General features: G+C 71.4%; 18 protein-coding genes, 1 tRNA gene and 1 pseudogene. 8 read left to right on the forward strand and 12 right to left on the reverse strand.

Annotated elements, in window-relative coordinates:
* Positions 1–69: 69 nt before the first annotated feature.
* Positions 70–141, forward strand: a tRNA-Val gene (locus tag ACIQVI_RS10065).
* 172 nt (positions 142–313) lie between these two features.
* On the forward strand, positions 314–832 hold the full coding sequence (locus ACIQVI_RS10070; RefSeq protein ID WP_403593434.1) for a hypothetical protein: 519 nt from the start codon (positions 314–316) through the stop codon (positions 830–832).
* Between the two features lie 10 nt (positions 833–842).
* On the opposite strand, the pseudogene ACIQVI_RS10075 reads toward ACIQVI_RS10070, so the two are convergent.
* Positions 843–1,181: pseudogene (locus ACIQVI_RS10075) on the reverse strand (IS5/IS1182 family transposase); the annotation flags it as partial.
* On the reverse strand, positions 1,182–2,114 hold the full coding sequence (locus ACIQVI_RS10080; RefSeq protein ID WP_403593437.1) for a response regulator: 933 nt from the start codon (positions 2,112–2,114) through the stop codon (positions 1,182–1,184).
* A gap of 310 nt (positions 2,115–2,424) precedes the next feature.
* On the opposite strand from ACIQVI_RS10080, the gene ACIQVI_RS10085 reads away from it, so the two are divergent.
* Both ACIQVI_RS10085 and ACIQVI_RS10090 read left to right on the forward strand, forming a co-directional pair.
* Positions 2,425–2,643 carry a hypothetical protein gene (locus tag ACIQVI_RS10085; RefSeq protein ID WP_403593440.1) on the forward strand — a complete coding sequence of 73 codons (219 nt, stop codon included), beginning with the start codon at positions 2,425–2,427 and terminating at the stop codon, positions 2,641–2,643.
* Positions 2,644–3,135: 492 nt separating this feature from the next.
* Complete coding sequence (locus ACIQVI_RS10090; protein ID WP_403593443.1) at positions 3,136–3,411, forward strand: hypothetical protein; 276 nt, start codon at positions 3,136–3,138, stop codon at positions 3,409–3,411.
* An 89-nt stretch (positions 3,412–3,500) separates the two neighbouring features.
* Here ACIQVI_RS10090 and ACIQVI_RS10095 read toward each other — a convergent pair whose 3' ends face one another.
* The 3 genes from ACIQVI_RS10095 to ACIQVI_RS10105 all read right to left on the reverse strand — a co-directional run bounded on the left by ACIQVI_RS10095 (position 3,501) and on the right by ACIQVI_RS10105 (position 4,932).
* Positions 3,501–3,890, reverse strand: a complete 390-nt coding sequence (locus ACIQVI_RS10095; RefSeq protein WP_403593446.1) for a GNAT family N-acetyltransferase — start codon at positions 3,888–3,890, stop codon at positions 3,501–3,503.
* An 89-nt stretch (positions 3,891–3,979) separates the two neighbouring features.
* Complete coding sequence (locus tag ACIQVI_RS10100; protein WP_403593449.1) at positions 3,980–4,462, reverse strand: GNAT family N-acetyltransferase; 483 nt, start codon at positions 4,460–4,462, stop codon at positions 3,980–3,982.
* Positions 4,463–4,524: 62 nt separating this feature from the next.
* Positions 4,525–4,932 carry a hypothetical protein gene (locus ACIQVI_RS10105; RefSeq protein WP_403593452.1) on the reverse strand — a complete coding sequence of 136 codons (408 nt, stop codon included), beginning with the start codon at positions 4,930–4,932 and terminating at the stop codon, positions 4,525–4,527.
* A gap of 275 nt (positions 4,933–5,207) precedes the next feature.
* Here ACIQVI_RS10105 and ACIQVI_RS10110 point away from each other — a divergent pair, with 275 nt between their 5' ends.
* Positions 5,208–5,831: a DUF4231 domain-containing protein gene (locus ACIQVI_RS10110; RefSeq protein WP_403593454.1), complete on the forward strand. Its 624-nt coding sequence runs from the start codon at positions 5,208–5,210 to the stop codon at positions 5,829–5,831.
* Positions 5,832–5,899: 68 nt separating this feature from the next.
* Here ACIQVI_RS10110 and ACIQVI_RS10115 read toward each other — a convergent pair whose 3' ends face one another.
* Positions 5,900–6,349: a lamin tail domain-containing protein gene (locus tag ACIQVI_RS10115; protein ID WP_351972648.1), complete on the reverse strand. Its 450-nt coding sequence runs from the start codon at positions 6,347–6,349 to the stop codon at positions 5,900–5,902.
* A 137-nt stretch (positions 6,350–6,486) separates the two neighbouring features.
* Here ACIQVI_RS10115 and ACIQVI_RS10120 point away from each other — a divergent pair, with 137 nt between their 5' ends.
* On the forward strand, positions 6,487–7,290 hold the full coding sequence (locus tag ACIQVI_RS10120) for an MBL fold metallo-hydrolase (protein ID WP_403593457.1): 804 nt from the start codon (positions 6,487–6,489) through the stop codon (positions 7,288–7,290).
* A gap of 72 nt (positions 7,291–7,362) precedes the next feature.
* Here the strand turns inward: ACIQVI_RS10120 and ACIQVI_RS10125 are convergent, their stop codons facing one another.
* Positions 7,363–8,121 carry a GntR family transcriptional regulator gene (locus tag ACIQVI_RS10125; protein ID WP_403593460.1) on the reverse strand — a complete coding sequence of 253 codons (759 nt, stop codon included), beginning with the start codon at positions 8,119–8,121 and terminating at the stop codon, positions 7,363–7,365.
* Between the two features lie 188 nt (positions 8,122–8,309).
* On the opposite strand from ACIQVI_RS10125, the gene ACIQVI_RS10130 reads away from it, so the two are divergent.
* Complete coding sequence (locus ACIQVI_RS10130; RefSeq protein ID WP_351972646.1) at positions 8,310–8,543, forward strand: hypothetical protein; 234 nt, start codon at positions 8,310–8,312, stop codon at positions 8,541–8,543.
* A 54-nt stretch (positions 8,544–8,597) separates the two neighbouring features.
* Positions 8,598–8,897, forward strand: coding sequence for a DUF2277 domain-containing protein (locus ACIQVI_RS10135; protein WP_351972645.1), 300 nt, complete (start codon positions 8,598–8,600; stop codon positions 8,895–8,897).
* Here the strand turns inward: ACIQVI_RS10135 and ACIQVI_RS10140 are convergent.
* The 5 genes from ACIQVI_RS10140 to ACIQVI_RS10160 form a co-directional block, all read right to left on the reverse strand.
* Positions 8,857–9,492: a DedA family protein gene (locus tag ACIQVI_RS10140; protein WP_403593463.1), complete on the reverse strand. Its 636-nt coding sequence runs from the start codon at positions 9,490–9,492 to the stop codon at positions 8,857–8,859. The genes ACIQVI_RS10135 and ACIQVI_RS10140 overlap by 41 nt on opposite strands.
* Positions 9,493–9,837: 345 nt before the next feature.
* Positions 9,838–10,419: a DoxX family protein gene (locus tag ACIQVI_RS10145; protein ID WP_351972644.1), complete on the reverse strand. Its 582-nt coding sequence runs from the start codon at positions 10,417–10,419 to the stop codon at positions 9,838–9,840.
* A 183-nt stretch (positions 10,420–10,602) separates the two neighbouring features.
* Entirely contained in the window at positions 10,603–11,253 is a 651-nt protein-coding gene (locus ACIQVI_RS10150) for an HNH endonuclease family protein (protein WP_351972643.1), read from the reverse strand.
* Positions 11,254–11,977: 724 nt separating this feature from the next.
* Positions 11,978–12,646, reverse strand: coding sequence for an HAD-IA family hydrolase (locus tag ACIQVI_RS10155; protein WP_403593468.1), 669 nt, complete (start codon positions 12,644–12,646; stop codon positions 11,978–11,980).
* A gap of 227 nt (positions 12,647–12,873) precedes the next feature.
* Positions 12,874–13,995: a peptidoglycan-binding protein gene (locus ACIQVI_RS10160; RefSeq protein WP_403593471.1), complete on the reverse strand. Its 1,122-nt coding sequence runs from the start codon at positions 13,993–13,995 to the stop codon at positions 12,874–12,876.
* Positions 13,996–14,031: the final 36 nt, after the last annotated feature.

The raw sequence follows: 14,031 nt of genomic DNA on the forward strand, positions 1-14,031 counted from the left end.
CCCCGCCCCCTCGGCCGCATCGGTTTGCGGCACCCACCCACGGGCCATGTAGGCTGTTGCCTCTTCCACGGGTGCGTAGCTCAGGGGTAGAGCGCTGCTCTTACAAAGCAGATGTCGGCGGTTCGAAACCGTCCGCGCCCACCGGTACGAAGGCCCCGGACCGCTCATGGTCCGGGGCCTTCGTCGTCCACGGGGGACGGCCGGCGTCACTGATCACACGGGGCCGGACCGGGATCCGGCAGTGGTGGCCGGGCGGGGTGCCTAGGGCCTGTCCGGTGATTCGGCAGGGGACCTTGCCTTCTAGGCTGGCGTCATGGATAACGGGCTCACTCACGAGAAAAGCACCTTCATCAACTTTCGGCGCTACGTCCGGGATCTGAAGAAGCATGGGTTTCGGTGGGTTGACATCAAGCAGCTGCGCTTTTGTGCGGAGTCGGCGGACGATGGAAAACTGCTTGCCGCACTGATTGGGCATGATCAGTTCCGGGACGACTACGCAGGTGGCGGAGTGCTGCCGGATGGATCTCGGCACGGTCCGTATTGGCTGCAGTCGATAACTTCTGACCTGTATCAGTCCATCAGTCAGGAGGAGGCTGTGCAGATCCTGCGGGAGTGGGTGGGTTCGCTCTGGGGCGTGTCCACCGAGCTGGAGGCAGATCTGCAGCGGGAGGTGTTCGCCCGCGTGGCCGCGGCCGATGGAATCCATTATCTCGGTGAGCTCGGTAATGAGGCGATTCATGACTGGGGACGCGTGCACGACTACTTTCATGAGTTCGTGCTCGTCGACCGCTCGGCTGGACGGATCACACTCGTCGTCGCCGCCGACGACTGAGGCAACCACACTGCGGTGCATCACGCCATCGTCCGGGAGCGATCTGAACGGGCAATGGGCGGCAACTCCCGTTACTTGCCGGACGAACTTCCGTCGTGAGGCCACCCCGTGACCGGGTGAGCGCCTCATCGAGGCGATGCTCGTTCGGGCGGCGCCGACGCCCCAACGCCCGGGGAACGCGGTGACGAGCTCCGGCAGCACGCTGATGGGCGCGGCACACCGTCGAATCCACGTTCGCCACACTTCAGCCGATCCGCCCCTCGGCGTCGGCGTCCGCCTGGGCCGTCCGTAGGGCACGCTCCCACGTGTCCTCTGTGGGCCATCTGCGATGGTGGTCATGGACTGTCTTCTATGTCCCGAGGGTCTCCTTGCGGGGATGTTCGGGGAATTCACGGAGGTTTCGGGCCTTCATGTACAGGTTTACGAAAACAGTCACCTTGGCGCGCAGGACCCAGGGGTCGAAAGGCTTCGAGATGTAGTCGACCGCTCCTGCGGCGTACCCGCGGAAGTTGTCGTGGGGGCTGTGCTTGATCGCGGTGATGAAGATGATGGGGATGTCGCGGGTCTGCTTGCTCCTCTTGGCGTGGGCGGCTATTTCGAACCCGTCCATGCCGGTCATCTCGACCGAGAGGATCACGAGGGAGACGCCGCTGGTGGAGCGCAGGATCCTCAGGGCCTCTTCGCCGGAGCGGGCGGGCAGAAGCTCTTGGCCGATGGGCGAGAGGATCGCCTCCAGGACGAGGATGTTCTCCGGTCGGCTGTCCACCAGCAGGATCTTCGAGGTTTTGTCGACGCTCCAGTCTCCGTCCGCCGCGCGTACGTCGATGGCGGCGAGCTGCCGTTCGAGCAGCTCGCATCGCTGTTCTGCCGCGAGGTGCCGGCCCCTGGCGTCGTCGAGTTGCTCTTCGAGGTGCCGGATGGTGGCGTGCAGCCGTTCGCGCTCCGCCTCGATCTCGGTGAGCCTCGGTTGGTGCAGCTCGATTTCCGCCGAGAGTTCGAGGATCTGTCGGCTCCTGAGCATCTCCGACTCGGCGAGGCGCAGTTGAAGGTCGGCGACGCGGCGTTGGCGTTCCTGGAGGGCGTCGACGATGACCTGGCGTTCCATCTGGGCCGCACGGGAATCCCGATCCGCCTCGGCCAGTTGGTCTTGCAGGATTTGTATGGCGTGTGTCGGGGCGTTGCTGGACTTCAGCGCGTCGCGGTGAAGGTTCTTCAGGACGCCCAGTGCTTCCGGGGTGGGGGCGTTTCCCGTGAGTTCCGCGACGTCGGCGCACAGATCCATCACGAACTCCCACGGTGGGGTCCGGTTCCCGTTGAGGTAGCGGGAGACGGCCCCGGCGTCCCGGCTGCGCCGTGCTGCGTACCGGCGGACCGATATCCCCAGGCTCTGGAATATGTCCCTCAGCGCGGTGCACAGGTTGAGGGACTCCGGAGAGAGATTTTCTGAGAGTGGAAGTAACTCGCCCAATTTCGTGCCCCTGGTCCCCTGTTGCCAATGCTCTGGCAGCACTGTTGCGCCTTCTGCAACGCCCTGGACGCGCTGCAGTGTGAACGCACCGCGCCTCTACGGTCGTACAGAAAGGTACTCTGCGATGCGTTCGCGTCCACGGCGGATCGACTTGTTCGCCCTGACTTCGATGTTCGCGACCGGCCTGGTCCTGGTGTGCGCAGGCGTGCAGCCCGACGCCGTGGCCACCCTCGTGGTCGGGCTCGCGACGCTCTACGCGACCTGGACCGGCCTCGGCTGCTCGCCCGGAACGCCTACGGACGAAGACCGAGACGAAGACCGAGACGAAGACCGAAGCGACTGAAGCGGTCACGAACCGGCGTCGCGGTCGGTCTCCTGGTCGCCCCCCGGGTAGGGCTGCCGGCGTCGTGATGGCCGGAATCCGACATTCTCAATTCTTGCTCAGAAGAATGCCTGGTTTCCCCTGCCGTCCGAGAACAAGGCTACGGTCTTTGTGCGAGGCCGCCTCACCGACCTGACGGGCGGCTTGGCAATCAGTTCCGACCTGGGGGAAGTATGCGTTTTATGGCATGGGGGACCGGCGCCCCCGAGAACGAGACCGCGCAGTCGCCCGCCTCGCGCAGGCCGCCGACTGCGGCTATGGCCGCGGCCCTCGCTCTCGTATCCCTTCTGGCGGCCGGATGTACCGGCGGCACCGAGTCGTCGAGCGCTCCGTCGGCATCGGCGGCGGGGGAAACCGACGGGAACGCGGGGATCCCACGGGGAGAACGAGGAAGACCAGGGAAAGCGCGCCAAAGCTGCCCTTGACACGGTCTCGCCGGACGATCCGGAATTCGTGGAATCCGGACTGGAGCGGGTACGGGAAGGCGTGCACCACCGCTCCCCGCTCATGAAGGGGAAAACCTACAAGTTCTCCGTGGTCTGCGTGGGGACAGGGAGCGTGCGGGTCGTGATCGACGACAGGGATCCGCGGCCCGTGTCGTGCGACGGGGTGCCCGCGACCCGGCGCGTGGAGAGCGCCCCGGAGCGACTGCCCGTCGACATCACCGCGGAGGCCGGAGCCACGGGCATGGTCGCTTGGCAGGTCGTCTCCGTTCCTCCTCGGTCGTGATGCTTGGGCAGCGTCGAGTGGCCCTCGCTGACGCGATGGGGAGCCGGATCGAGCCGTTGATGCCGAACTGTCCGATCTGCGGCCGAAGCTCAGAGAGGGGCGAGGAGCATCAGGACCTCGTCCCGGGTGTCGTCGGGCGCGAAGCGCAGGGCGCTGGGCCAGCGGCCGACCTCCCTCCAGCCCAGGCGGCCGTAGAAGTCCTCCAGTCCTTCCTCTCCCCGGGCCGCGAGACGCAGCTGTTCGAGCCCCAGCTCGTCACGCGCTACCGTCCGCAGCTCCCGCATGAGAGCGGAGCCGACACCACGGCAGCGAAAACCGGGGTGGGTCTGGAGGTGGTGGACCGTCCCCCAGTGCGTGACGGCCGTGCCTTCCTCGGGATGTGCGGCGACCGACAGGAAAGCCCGGTGGTCCGGGGAGGACTCGAACGTGTCGGTCGTCTCGATGCGGCCGAACTCCTCCCCCGTGAGCCCCGGAGCCATCTCGCAGCAGTCCGCCTCCGTGCCCAGCCGGGCACCATCGGAGTCGAGCGCTCCGGCACCGTACGGCGGTCCATTCCGGTCCGGGGGCCTCAGTCGGTCGTGCGGCTCTTGGTGTACTCGGCCTTGGTGGGGCCCTCGCCCTCCAAGCGGGCCCCGGAGGTCCAGCCGCAGGCCTCGTAGAACGCCACGGCCCTCGTGTTCTCCGGGAAGGTCTCCAGCCGGACGGTCGGGTAGCGGGCGAGGAGCGTCTCCTCCGCGTGCCGCAGCAGGAGGCGGCCCAGTCCCCGGCGGTGGTGGTCCGGGTCGATCATCATCAGGTCGACCGTGGGCCCGTCGAGGACGGAGAAGCCGACGATCCGGTTGTTCTGGGTGAGGCAGTGCACTTCGCCCTGTTCCAGGTGCGTCTTCACGTGCGCGTCCGAGGCGCCGCTGCCGATGAACCGGTCAACCGCCTCGTCGCCCAGGAACCCGCGGTAGCAGGTGTCGATCGTGCGGCGCGCGAGTGCCTGGAGGTCGGCGAGGTCCTTCCCGGTCGCGGGGCGAACGGCGGGGCGGTGCTGTCCGGTCGACATGGTGCTTCCAGGGTTCGGGGGTGGAGAGCGGACCCTGACTGTAGTCGTTCGGCCCGGGAAGGTCAGAAGGCCCTGGCGAAGACGCGGGCGCCGTTGTGGAAGGTGAGGGTCAGGCCCTGTTGGGAGGCCGCTTCCGGTTGGGTGGACCAGCGTTCGACGGAGGAGATCTCCGGGGAGGCGGCCTGGGCGAGGGCGGCGGCGAGCCAGGCCTCGGGGGAGTCCGTCTTCTGAGGCGGCTCACCGGCGGGGACCGGGGCGCCCGTGACCGGTTCGTCGAGGAAGCCCTCGTGTTTGGCGCCCTCGGGCAGCTGGCCGGTGAACTGCCACCGGGTCTCGGTCGTGCCCACCGTCACGACCACGCCGAAGGGGTGCTTGGTGTCGCCGGACTCGGCGAGGGTCCGCACGCCGTCGGCGGTCGGGCTGTTCTTCACGATGTCGACGACGAAGTCGCTGAATCGCTGGGGGCGCATACGAGGTCATGTCCTTTCTTGTGGGCTGTCCATTTTAAAGATCGGGTCCGATCGGCATGAGAAAGCCCCGGACCGTGATCGGTCCGGGGCCTTTTGTGCGAGGGAGGGGACGTTCATGGTGTCAGGCTTTGATCACTTCCGCCTTCTTGTCGCCCGCCGACGCCACGACCGTCGTCTTGACCGTGCCCGTCTCCCGCTCGCCGGCCGTGGTGAGAGAGCCCGGGGGAACGGGTGAAGAGTTGACGGAGGCGTCGGGGCGCGGGTCTACTCCCCGCATGGCTGAGGTGGGGGACGCGCCCGAACAGGGCGCGCAGGGCGGCGAGATGACGCCGCAGCGGTACATCGAGACGCGGATCGAGCAGTACCAGGGCTGGTACGACGCCAAGGCGACCCGGATGAAGGCGATGCACCTGCGGATGCGGACCGTGTCCGTCGTCGGCGGGGCGTTCGTGCCGGTGTTCGTGAACCTGGACCTGAGCTTCGCCCGGGTCACGGCCACGGTCCTGAGCGTGGTCGTCGTCGCCGCGGTGTCGCTGGAGAGCGTCTACCGGTACCGCGAGCAGTGGAAGAACTACCGCTCGACCGAGCAACTCCTCGGGCACGAGCGCGTCTACTTCGAGACGAAGGTGGGGCCCTATCGCGGCCTGTCGAAGCGGGAGGCGTTCTCCGTCCTCGTCGCCCGGGTCGAGAAGGCCATCGCCAACGAGAACGCCGCCACCCTGAACGTCATGACGCTCGGCGGACAGGTCAACTCCGACGTGCAGGCCGGGGTTCCCGCCGCCCGCACCGAGAGCGTGCTCGTGGAGAGCGTCAGGGCCGAGAGCGTTCGGGCCGAGAGCGTGAAGGTGGAGAGCTCCCGGAGCGGGGAGGGCGCCCGGAGCGGGGAGGGCGGCGAGTAGATAGAGAGGGCTCGCGGCGCGGGCCCCGGCGGTCTCCGGAGCCCCCGCCCCTCAGGCGCGGTGGCGCCTCAGCACCACTTGTAGTCCACCCGCGTCGAGTTGTACGAGCAGGTGTCGACGCTCGCGCCGGTCGACTTGCGCAGCGTCGCCGTGTCCCGGTCGTTGTTCCAGACGTACGCCCCGCGGTTCTGGTACACGTTCGCGGCGGTGTTCGTGCCGCGGCCCGTGCGGACCGTCACGATCTTGCCCTTGCCCAGGGTGAAGTTCCCGAAGGTGTACTTGTGGTTGGCCGCGTCCGTGAGCGTCCAGCCCCGCAGGTTGACCGCCGCGCCGGTCGTGTTGCGTATCTGCACGTACTCGCCGTTGAGGCTGGCGGTGGACCGGTTGTCCGTGCCGGGGCTGTCGTACCAGATCTTGTACAGGTGGACCGAGCCGGCGGCCTGGGCCTGCGCGGGCAGCAGGAGGACGCCGGAGGCGGCGGCCGCGGTCACGGCCGCGAGCGTGCGTGCACGAAGCATGGATGTCCCTCGATTTCTGCCGGGTCCCCGACGATGGGGGCCCGGCGCGCACACAGGATACGCACCTCCTTCACCCCATCCGCACAACTTGCGGGAAAGCGGAGGCAGGAGGGGTACGGCTGTTCTAGGGTCGCCGCATGGCCAGCGACGTCCTGCGGTGCACCGTCCTCGGATCCGCCACCCCCTACCCCCGACCGGGCAACGCCTGCTCCGGCTTCCTCGTCGAGGGCGGCGGCGCGCGGGTGTGGGTCGACGCCGGGACCGGCACCCTCGCGGAGCTCCAGCGGTACGTCCGGCTCGGCGACCTCGACGCCGTGTGGCTCTCCCACCTGCACGCCGACCACAGCGCCGATCTCCTCACCGCGTACTACGCGTTGCTGTACGCCGGGCTCGACCTCCCCCTGCCCCTCCCGCTCCTCGGCCCGCCCGGCACCGCCGACCGCCTCGCCGGCTTCCTCACCAACGGGCCCGTCCGCAGCCCCGTCGAGAAGGCCTTCGCCGTCGAGGAGCTGTACGACGGGCACGTCACCCGGATCGGCGGGCTCACCCTCCGCTCCCGGGCCGTCGAGCACGGCGGCCCGCCCGCCTTCGCCCTGCGCGTCGAGGACGGGCGGGGGCGCTCGCTCGTCTACTCCGGGGACTGCGAGCCCTGCCCCGCCCTCGTCGAACTCGCCCGCGACTGCGACCTGTTCCTCTGCGAGGCCGATGGCGAGGGGCCCGGCCACCACGCGGCCGCGCAGGCCGGGCGGAGCGCCGCCGCGGCCCGGGCCGGCCGTCTCGTCCTCACCCACGTGGGGCCCGGTACGGAACCGGCCGAGGCCCTCGCCCTCGCCGCCGCCGAGTACCCCGGGGAGACCGCCCACGCCGACCCCGGGCTGCGGTTCGTCCCCGGCGCGGACCGGGACGCCTGGATCGAGGCGCCCGCGCGGCCGGGCGCGTGACGCTCGCCGCCCGCCGGTCCCGCCCCGTGCCGGACGCCGCGGCCCACCCGGCCGTGATCCGCCGGGCAGGCCCTAGGCGCCGAAGTCGTACTCCAGGACGTACGACGAAGAGTCCAGCGTCATCTCGTTCAGCTCCACCGCCACCCCCGCCTCCGTGAAGGCCGTGCGGTCGATGAGGACCACCGGCGTCCCGAACTCCAGGGCCAGCCGCTCCGACTCGTCCGCCGTCGGCATCCGGCAGCGGATCTCCTCCCGGAAGCGCACCGGCCGCCGGCCCAGCTCCGCCAGGCGCGCGTACGTGCCGCCCGGGCCCGTGTCCCGTTCGGCGATCGGCGTCCCGCGCACCAGTTCGGCGGAGAGGTACGAGACGGAGAGCAGCACCGGCCGGTCGTCCAGGACGAACCGGCGGCTCCGGACGCAGACGGGCGCGCCCGGCGGCAGGTTCAGCGCCTCCGCGACCCGGGCACCGGCCTCCGCCTCGCCCACCTCGATCCGGTCGACCACCAGGTCCCGGTCCTCCACGTCCGCCGACCAGACCGAGCGGCCGGCGCCCCAGTGGTCGCCCGCCAGGCGCGGGATGCCCCGGCGGCGCAGCGGACGGAAGACGCGGACGAAGACCCCGGCGCCCTTGCGCGCCTCCGCGAGCCCCTCGGACCGCAGGACCGAGAGGGCCTGCCGGGCCGTCATCCGGGCCACCTCGTAGGTCGTCATGAGGTCGTTCTCGCCGGGGAGCCGGTCACCCGGCGCGAAGGCGCCCGAACGGATCGCGGCCCTCAACTCGTCCGCGATCCGCTGGTACTTGGGCCGTCGAGCGCTGTCCTGGTCAGTCACGGGTGGACCACTCCCTTCATCTGCGGGACACCCTACGGCGCACCCCTCGACGCGGAAGCACACGTGTACGCCGTCCCGACCGGTCGATCCATCCATCGGGGGACATCTCTAGAGATACGTTGACAGGGCCGGGTCGCCGCGCTTCCCTGAGTGTCCCCATGCTTCAGGTTCCGGGACGGAGGGGACGCGTGCAGCCACTGCCCGAGGTCGGTGACCTCGTCCGTGACACCGCCACCGGGCGGGTCGGGTTCTATGTGGACAGCGTCTCCGGGCGCTTCCGCATCCGCGCCGTCCACGGCGGCACCGAATGGGACGCCGAGCCCGTCGACGTCCAGCTCGCCACGCCCCTGCACGAGCTGCGGGCCCGTACGGCCGAGATCAACGCACGGAGCAGACGCGGGCTCGGCGGCGTCGGGGCGTAAGCGGCGCTCCACGGGGCCGGCGCGATTGTCAGTGGCGCGCGCCACACTGGAGGCATGTGCCGCAGCATCAAGACGCTCCGCCCGCCCGTGCTCCCCGAGGAGGCGACCGAGGACGACATCCGCGCCGCCGCCCTCCAGTACGTCCGCAAGATCTCGGGCTTCCGCGCCCCCGCCGCCCACAACCGCGAGGTCTTCGAGCGGGCCGTGGACGAGATCGCCGGGGCCACCGCGAGACTCCTCGACGGCCTGGAGGTGCGCGGGGCGCACCCGCGCGGGACGCACCCGCACGCCGCGCCCGCGAGCGCGCCCGTGGTCAGGAAGCGGGCGCCGGAGCCGCGGCCGGACGCCGTATGAGGTACGCGGCGAGGCCGCCCGCCAGGAAGAGCGCCAGGGTCGACACCCCCGCGCTGAACCAGGTCGCGCCCAGCCACTGACCGCCCAGCCAGCCGAGCCCCACGCTGTACGACGCCCAGACGACGCCCGCGAGCGCCGACCACGGCAGGAACTCCTTGCTCCGCCGCTTCGCCGCGCCCGCGCCCAGCGAGACCACCGAGCGGCCCGCCGGTGCGAAGCGCGCGAGGACCACGAGCAGCCCGCCGCCCCGGGCGAGCGCGGTGCCGAGACGTTCCTGCGCCACCGTGAGGCGCCGTGAGCGCGCTATCGCCCGGTCCAGCCTGGCCCCGCCCCGGCGCGCCAGGCGGTACGCGAGGAAGTCCCCGAGCACCGAGGCCGTGGCCGCGCAGAGCAGCAGGGGGAGGAGCGACGGCACGTCCGGGGAGGCCGCGGTGGCCGTCGCGGCGGTCGCCGCCGTGGCCGCGGTGATCACCAGGAAGCCGCTCGGCAGCACGGGCAGGAAGACGTCGAGCAGGATCGACGTCGCCACCACCGGGTAGATCCATGGACCGGCGGTGAGCGACCGCAGCGAGCCCAGGCTGTCGAGCAGATTCACAGGGCCAGAGCCTACGCGGGATCGGGGTCCCGCCGCCGGGTGGGTGCCCGGCCCGGCCCCGGCGCCCGGAGGGGCTGTCCGGCGCCGGTGTTCGGACGTGCGGGAACGTGCGGGAACCTGAAGGGAATCGTCCGGTACGGGGGTCGGCACCGGACGCGCGCCGCGCGCGGGAAAGGCCGGAATCCGTGCTGTGGAAACCGGTCCTTTCCGGTAGGACACCGAGACTTGTGGAGCCTCCCGGTCCTGTACGTCTCCCGGATGCGGTTCCCGGACTCGTCTCCCGGGGGCGCCTTCCGGACCCGTCTCCCGGGACCGTGTCCCGGGGACGCCTTCCGGGCCGGGGGCTCAGGCCGTGACCGGCGTGGCCTGCTCCTCGCGCTCCTCGGTCTTCTTCTCCCGCGCCGTCACGGCCGCGCCGTTCCGGGCCCCGGCTCCGAAGAGCCGGTCCAGGGCCAGCGCGCCCGGGCCGGTGAAGACGAGCAGCAGGAAGACCCAGCAGAACAGGGCCGAGGACTCGCCGCCGTTCTGCAGCGGGAAGAGGGACTCCGGCTGGTGGACCTTGAAGTACGCGTACGCCATCGAGCCCGAGGCGAGGAAGGCGGCACTGCGGGTGCCGAGGCCGAGCAGGACCAGGCCGCCCGCGACGAGCTGGATCACCGCCGCGTACCAGCTGGGCCAGGTGCCCGCCTCGACCGTGCCGCCGCCGTGGGCCCCGCCGAGGACGCCGAAGAGCGAGGCGGCGCCGTGGCAGGCGAAGAGCAGGCCGACGACTATCCGGAAGAGACCGAGCGCGTACGGCTGGGCCTGGTTCAGGCGGGCCACGAGGCCGGCCGTCCCCTCGGTGCCGGTGCCGGTGCCGGTGCCGGTGCTCGGGGCGGCCGTCTCTCCGGTCTTGGCTGGGTTGCCGGGATTGCTGGTGGTGCTCATGGGGTGGACTCCTTCGGTCTGGCCTCGTCCGTCGGCGAACGAGGTGGGGGACGGAACCGATGAGACCGTAGGTTAGGGTTACCTCACTAGTACTTGCAAGTTCAACATCGGACCACCGGGAAGTGTGCGGACATGTTCACTTCCCGGCAATCCTGGTGTGACGTCTCTTCAAGGGTGGTGGCGTCAGCAGCCGTTGAGGGCGGACTGCAGGGCGCTCTTCTCGGCGGAGTCGACGCTGAGGTTCCAGTGGTACTTCACGTGCACCCAGGCCCTGACGTACGTGCAGCGGTAGGCCGTCCGCGAGGGCATCCACTTCGCCGGGTCGAGGTCGCCCTTGGCCTGGTTGACGTTGTCCGTGACGGCTATGAGCTGCGGCCGGGTCAGGTCGTTGGCGAAGGACTGGCGCTGGGCGGTGGTCCAGGAGTTGGCGCCGGAGCGCCAGGCCTCGGCGAGCGGGACCATGTGGTCGATGTCGACGTCCGAGGCGGCGGTCCAGGTGGCGCCGTCGTACTCGGAGTACCAGCTGCCGCTGGTGGCCGCACAGCTGGAGTTCGTGACGACGTTCTTGCCGTCCCGCTTGAGCACGGTCTCGCGCGTGTTGCAGGCGCCGGACTGGGTGATCCAGTGCGGGAAGAGGTCCCGGCTGTACCCCGAGGTGGAACCTTCCGCCTTCACCGTGAGGGCGGCCAGGTAGGTGCGCGCGGTCGCGGCGCTGACCGGGGTGGGCATGGCGGCCTGGGCGGCGGGCGCGGTGGCGAGGAGGCCGGTGACGGTGAGGGCGGCCGAGGTGGCGAGCACGGCGAGTCGACGCGCGTAGACATTGCGGACGGTCATGTGAACTCCCTTGACGTGGGGGGACCTTGGCGGCCGTCCCCGTGGGGCGCCGGGCGGCGGCCCGGTCATCGTGGCGGCGCCAGGTTTCCGTACGGGGTGCGCCAGGTAACAGGGTGACGACATGGGCACGTCACATCAAGGGGTGTGCGTGTACTGACGGAGCGCCAGATTCCGCTCGGCGGTCGGGGGTTGGGGGGCGGTGCGCCCGGGGGGTGCGGGGCGCTGCGTGCGCGGGGAGGCGGGAGGGGGGTGGTTTGGGGGCCCGCGTCCCGGACTGTCCGCGCTGCGGGGGCGGGCTCTGGGGCTGCGCTTCGAGGCGCCTGTGCTGGGGCAGTGCTTCAGGGTGCCTGTACTGCGGGGCTGTGCTGCGGGCCTGTGCTGCAAGGTGCCCGCGCCGAGGGAGTGCTTTGGGGTGCCCGTGCCCCAGGCCCGTACTTCAGAACGCCCGCACTCCGGCCTTGTGCCTCAAAGCGCCCGCGCTCCGGACCCGTACCTCAGGGTGCCCGTGCTCTGGGCCCGTACTTCAGGGCGTCCGTACTCCGGCCCCGTACTTCAGGGCGTCCGCACTCGGGCCCCGTGTCTCAAGGTGCCTGCGCCCCGACCCGTAACTCTAAGGCGCCCCCCGTACCCCCCGCCGGCCCCGTCCCCTAACGCGCTCGCGCGCGGCCGGATGACGAACTCCGGCCGCGCGCGAGCGGGGCTGTGGGTGGTGGAGAGGGGGAGGTTACGGCACGGTCGTCAGGGTGATCGTGCCGTCCGGTGCCGCCTCGACCCGCAGGTGGGTGAGGTCGGGCACGTACGCGTCCGGTGCGAAGGCCGCCGCGCGCGGGCCCACGCCCACGACGCGCATCCCGGCCGCGCGGCCCGCCTGGATGCCGGCCTCGGAGTCCTCGAAGGCCACGCAGTCCGCCGGGGCGAAGCCCAGCGCGGCCGCGCCCTTCAGGAAGCCCTCCGGGTCCGGCTTGCTCGCCCCGACGTTCTCGGCCGTGACCCGGGTTTCCGGCACGCGCAGCGCGGCCGCCCCCATGCGCGCCTGGGCGAGGGCCTCGTCCGCCGAGGTCACCAGGGCGTGCGGCAGGTCCGCGATCGCGGCCATGAAGGCGGGGGCGCCGGAGACGGGCACGACCCCGTCGAGGTCGGCGGTCTCCTCGGCGAGCATGACGCGGTTGTCGGCGTAGTTCTGCTCCATCGGGCGGTCCGGGAGGAGCACGGCCATCGTCGCGTACCCCTGGCGGCCGTGGACCACCTGGATCACGGCGTCCCCGTCGAGACCCTGCCGCTCGGCCCAGCGGCGCCAGCAGCGTTCGACGACGGCGTCCGAGTTGACGAGGGTGCCGTCCATGTCGAGGAGGAGGGCGCGGGCGGTGAGCGTTGCCGGGGTGGTGGCAGGCATCGGGTCTCCAGAAGGGGTGGCGCGGAGAACAAGGCGGACCCGCCCACCGGTCAGGGAGTGCGGGCGGGGCCACTTTGTTTTTCAACGATACAAAACCGGGGGCGGTCTTGGCCAACCGGCCCGCTCCCCGTCCGCATCCTGGGACCGCCGCCGGAGCCGTTCAGGCCCCCGGACCCTCGGACCCGCCGCCTGTACGACCGGGCCCGCAGCCCCGGACCCCCCTCCGCTCAGTTCCCCGGCTGCTCCCGCTCCAGTACCGCGCGCGTGCTCGGCCCGTACACGCCCAGCGGATCGCCCTGGATCGAACGCCAGCGCTGGAACTCCTCCACGGCCTCCCGGACCCTGTTGCTGTAGCGGCCGTCCACGGGGCCGAAGTAGACCCAGGCGGCCCGCAGTCGCCACTGGAGGTCCTCGACCTCGGGCCCCCGGTCGCCGTAGCTGAGGGTGGTGACCTCCGGCTCGGGCTCCTCCGTCTCCTCCGGGGCCAGTGAGGGCGCCGCGCTCGTCGCCGGCGGCGCGGTCGTCGGCGACGCGGAGGTCGTGACGGAGGGCGGGGCGGCCGGACCGGTCGACGCGCCGGGGCTCGCGGTGGTCTCGGACGCCGAGGCGGAGGGGTCGGCCGTGGCGGACGGGGACGCCGAGGGCGACGCGGACGTCCGGCGCGGGGTCGGGGACGACGACGTCGGCTCCGGGCTCCCGGTGGAGGAGGGGGACGGCTCCTCGGACACGGACAGGTTCAGGGACGCGCTGGTCGTCACCTCGGGCACGGCCGCCCGGTCGTCCGTCCCGCTCCCGCCGAGGGCGGCCGCCGCCAGGGCCGCCGTGCCTGCCACGGCGACGGCGGCCACCGCCGCGATCGCCGCGCCGCGCCTGCGGCCCCGGGACCGGCCCCCGCCGGGCGGGGGCGGCACCTCGCCGACCCCGCGCAGCAGCAGCGGCATCGTCTCGGACGGGTCGCCCCCGGCACCGGCCCCGTACGGGTGGCCTTCCGGACGGCCTCCGGGGTGCTCCTCCGGGCGGACCGCCGCCAGCCGGGCGGTCGGCGGATCGGCGTCGGCGCCCCCCGCGCCGTACGCCCCCGCCTCCGCGCCGTAAGCCCCCGCTTCCGTTCCCCCGCCGTACGCCCCCGCTCCCGGCCCCCCGCCGAAGCCCTCCGTCCCGAAGCCCTCCGTCCCGAAGGACCCCGCCCCCGTGCCCCGCTGCGACACGTCCGCGTCCTCCGCCGCGTCCAGCGTCACGTACGGCCGGATCCGCAGCGGGTCGAAGTCCTCGGCCGCCGCCAGTTCCGCCCGGGCGCAGGCGCAGCCAGGTCTGTGTACACCGCATTCAGGACAGACGTGTCCGGTCATGATGGGTCCCCTCCCCGATACAACTGCGAGCGATTA

The sequence above is a fragment of the Streptomyces sp. NPDC098101 genome, from assembly GCF_044760185.1.
GTDB lineage: Bacteria > Actinomycetota > Actinomycetes > Streptomycetales > Streptomycetaceae > Streptomyces.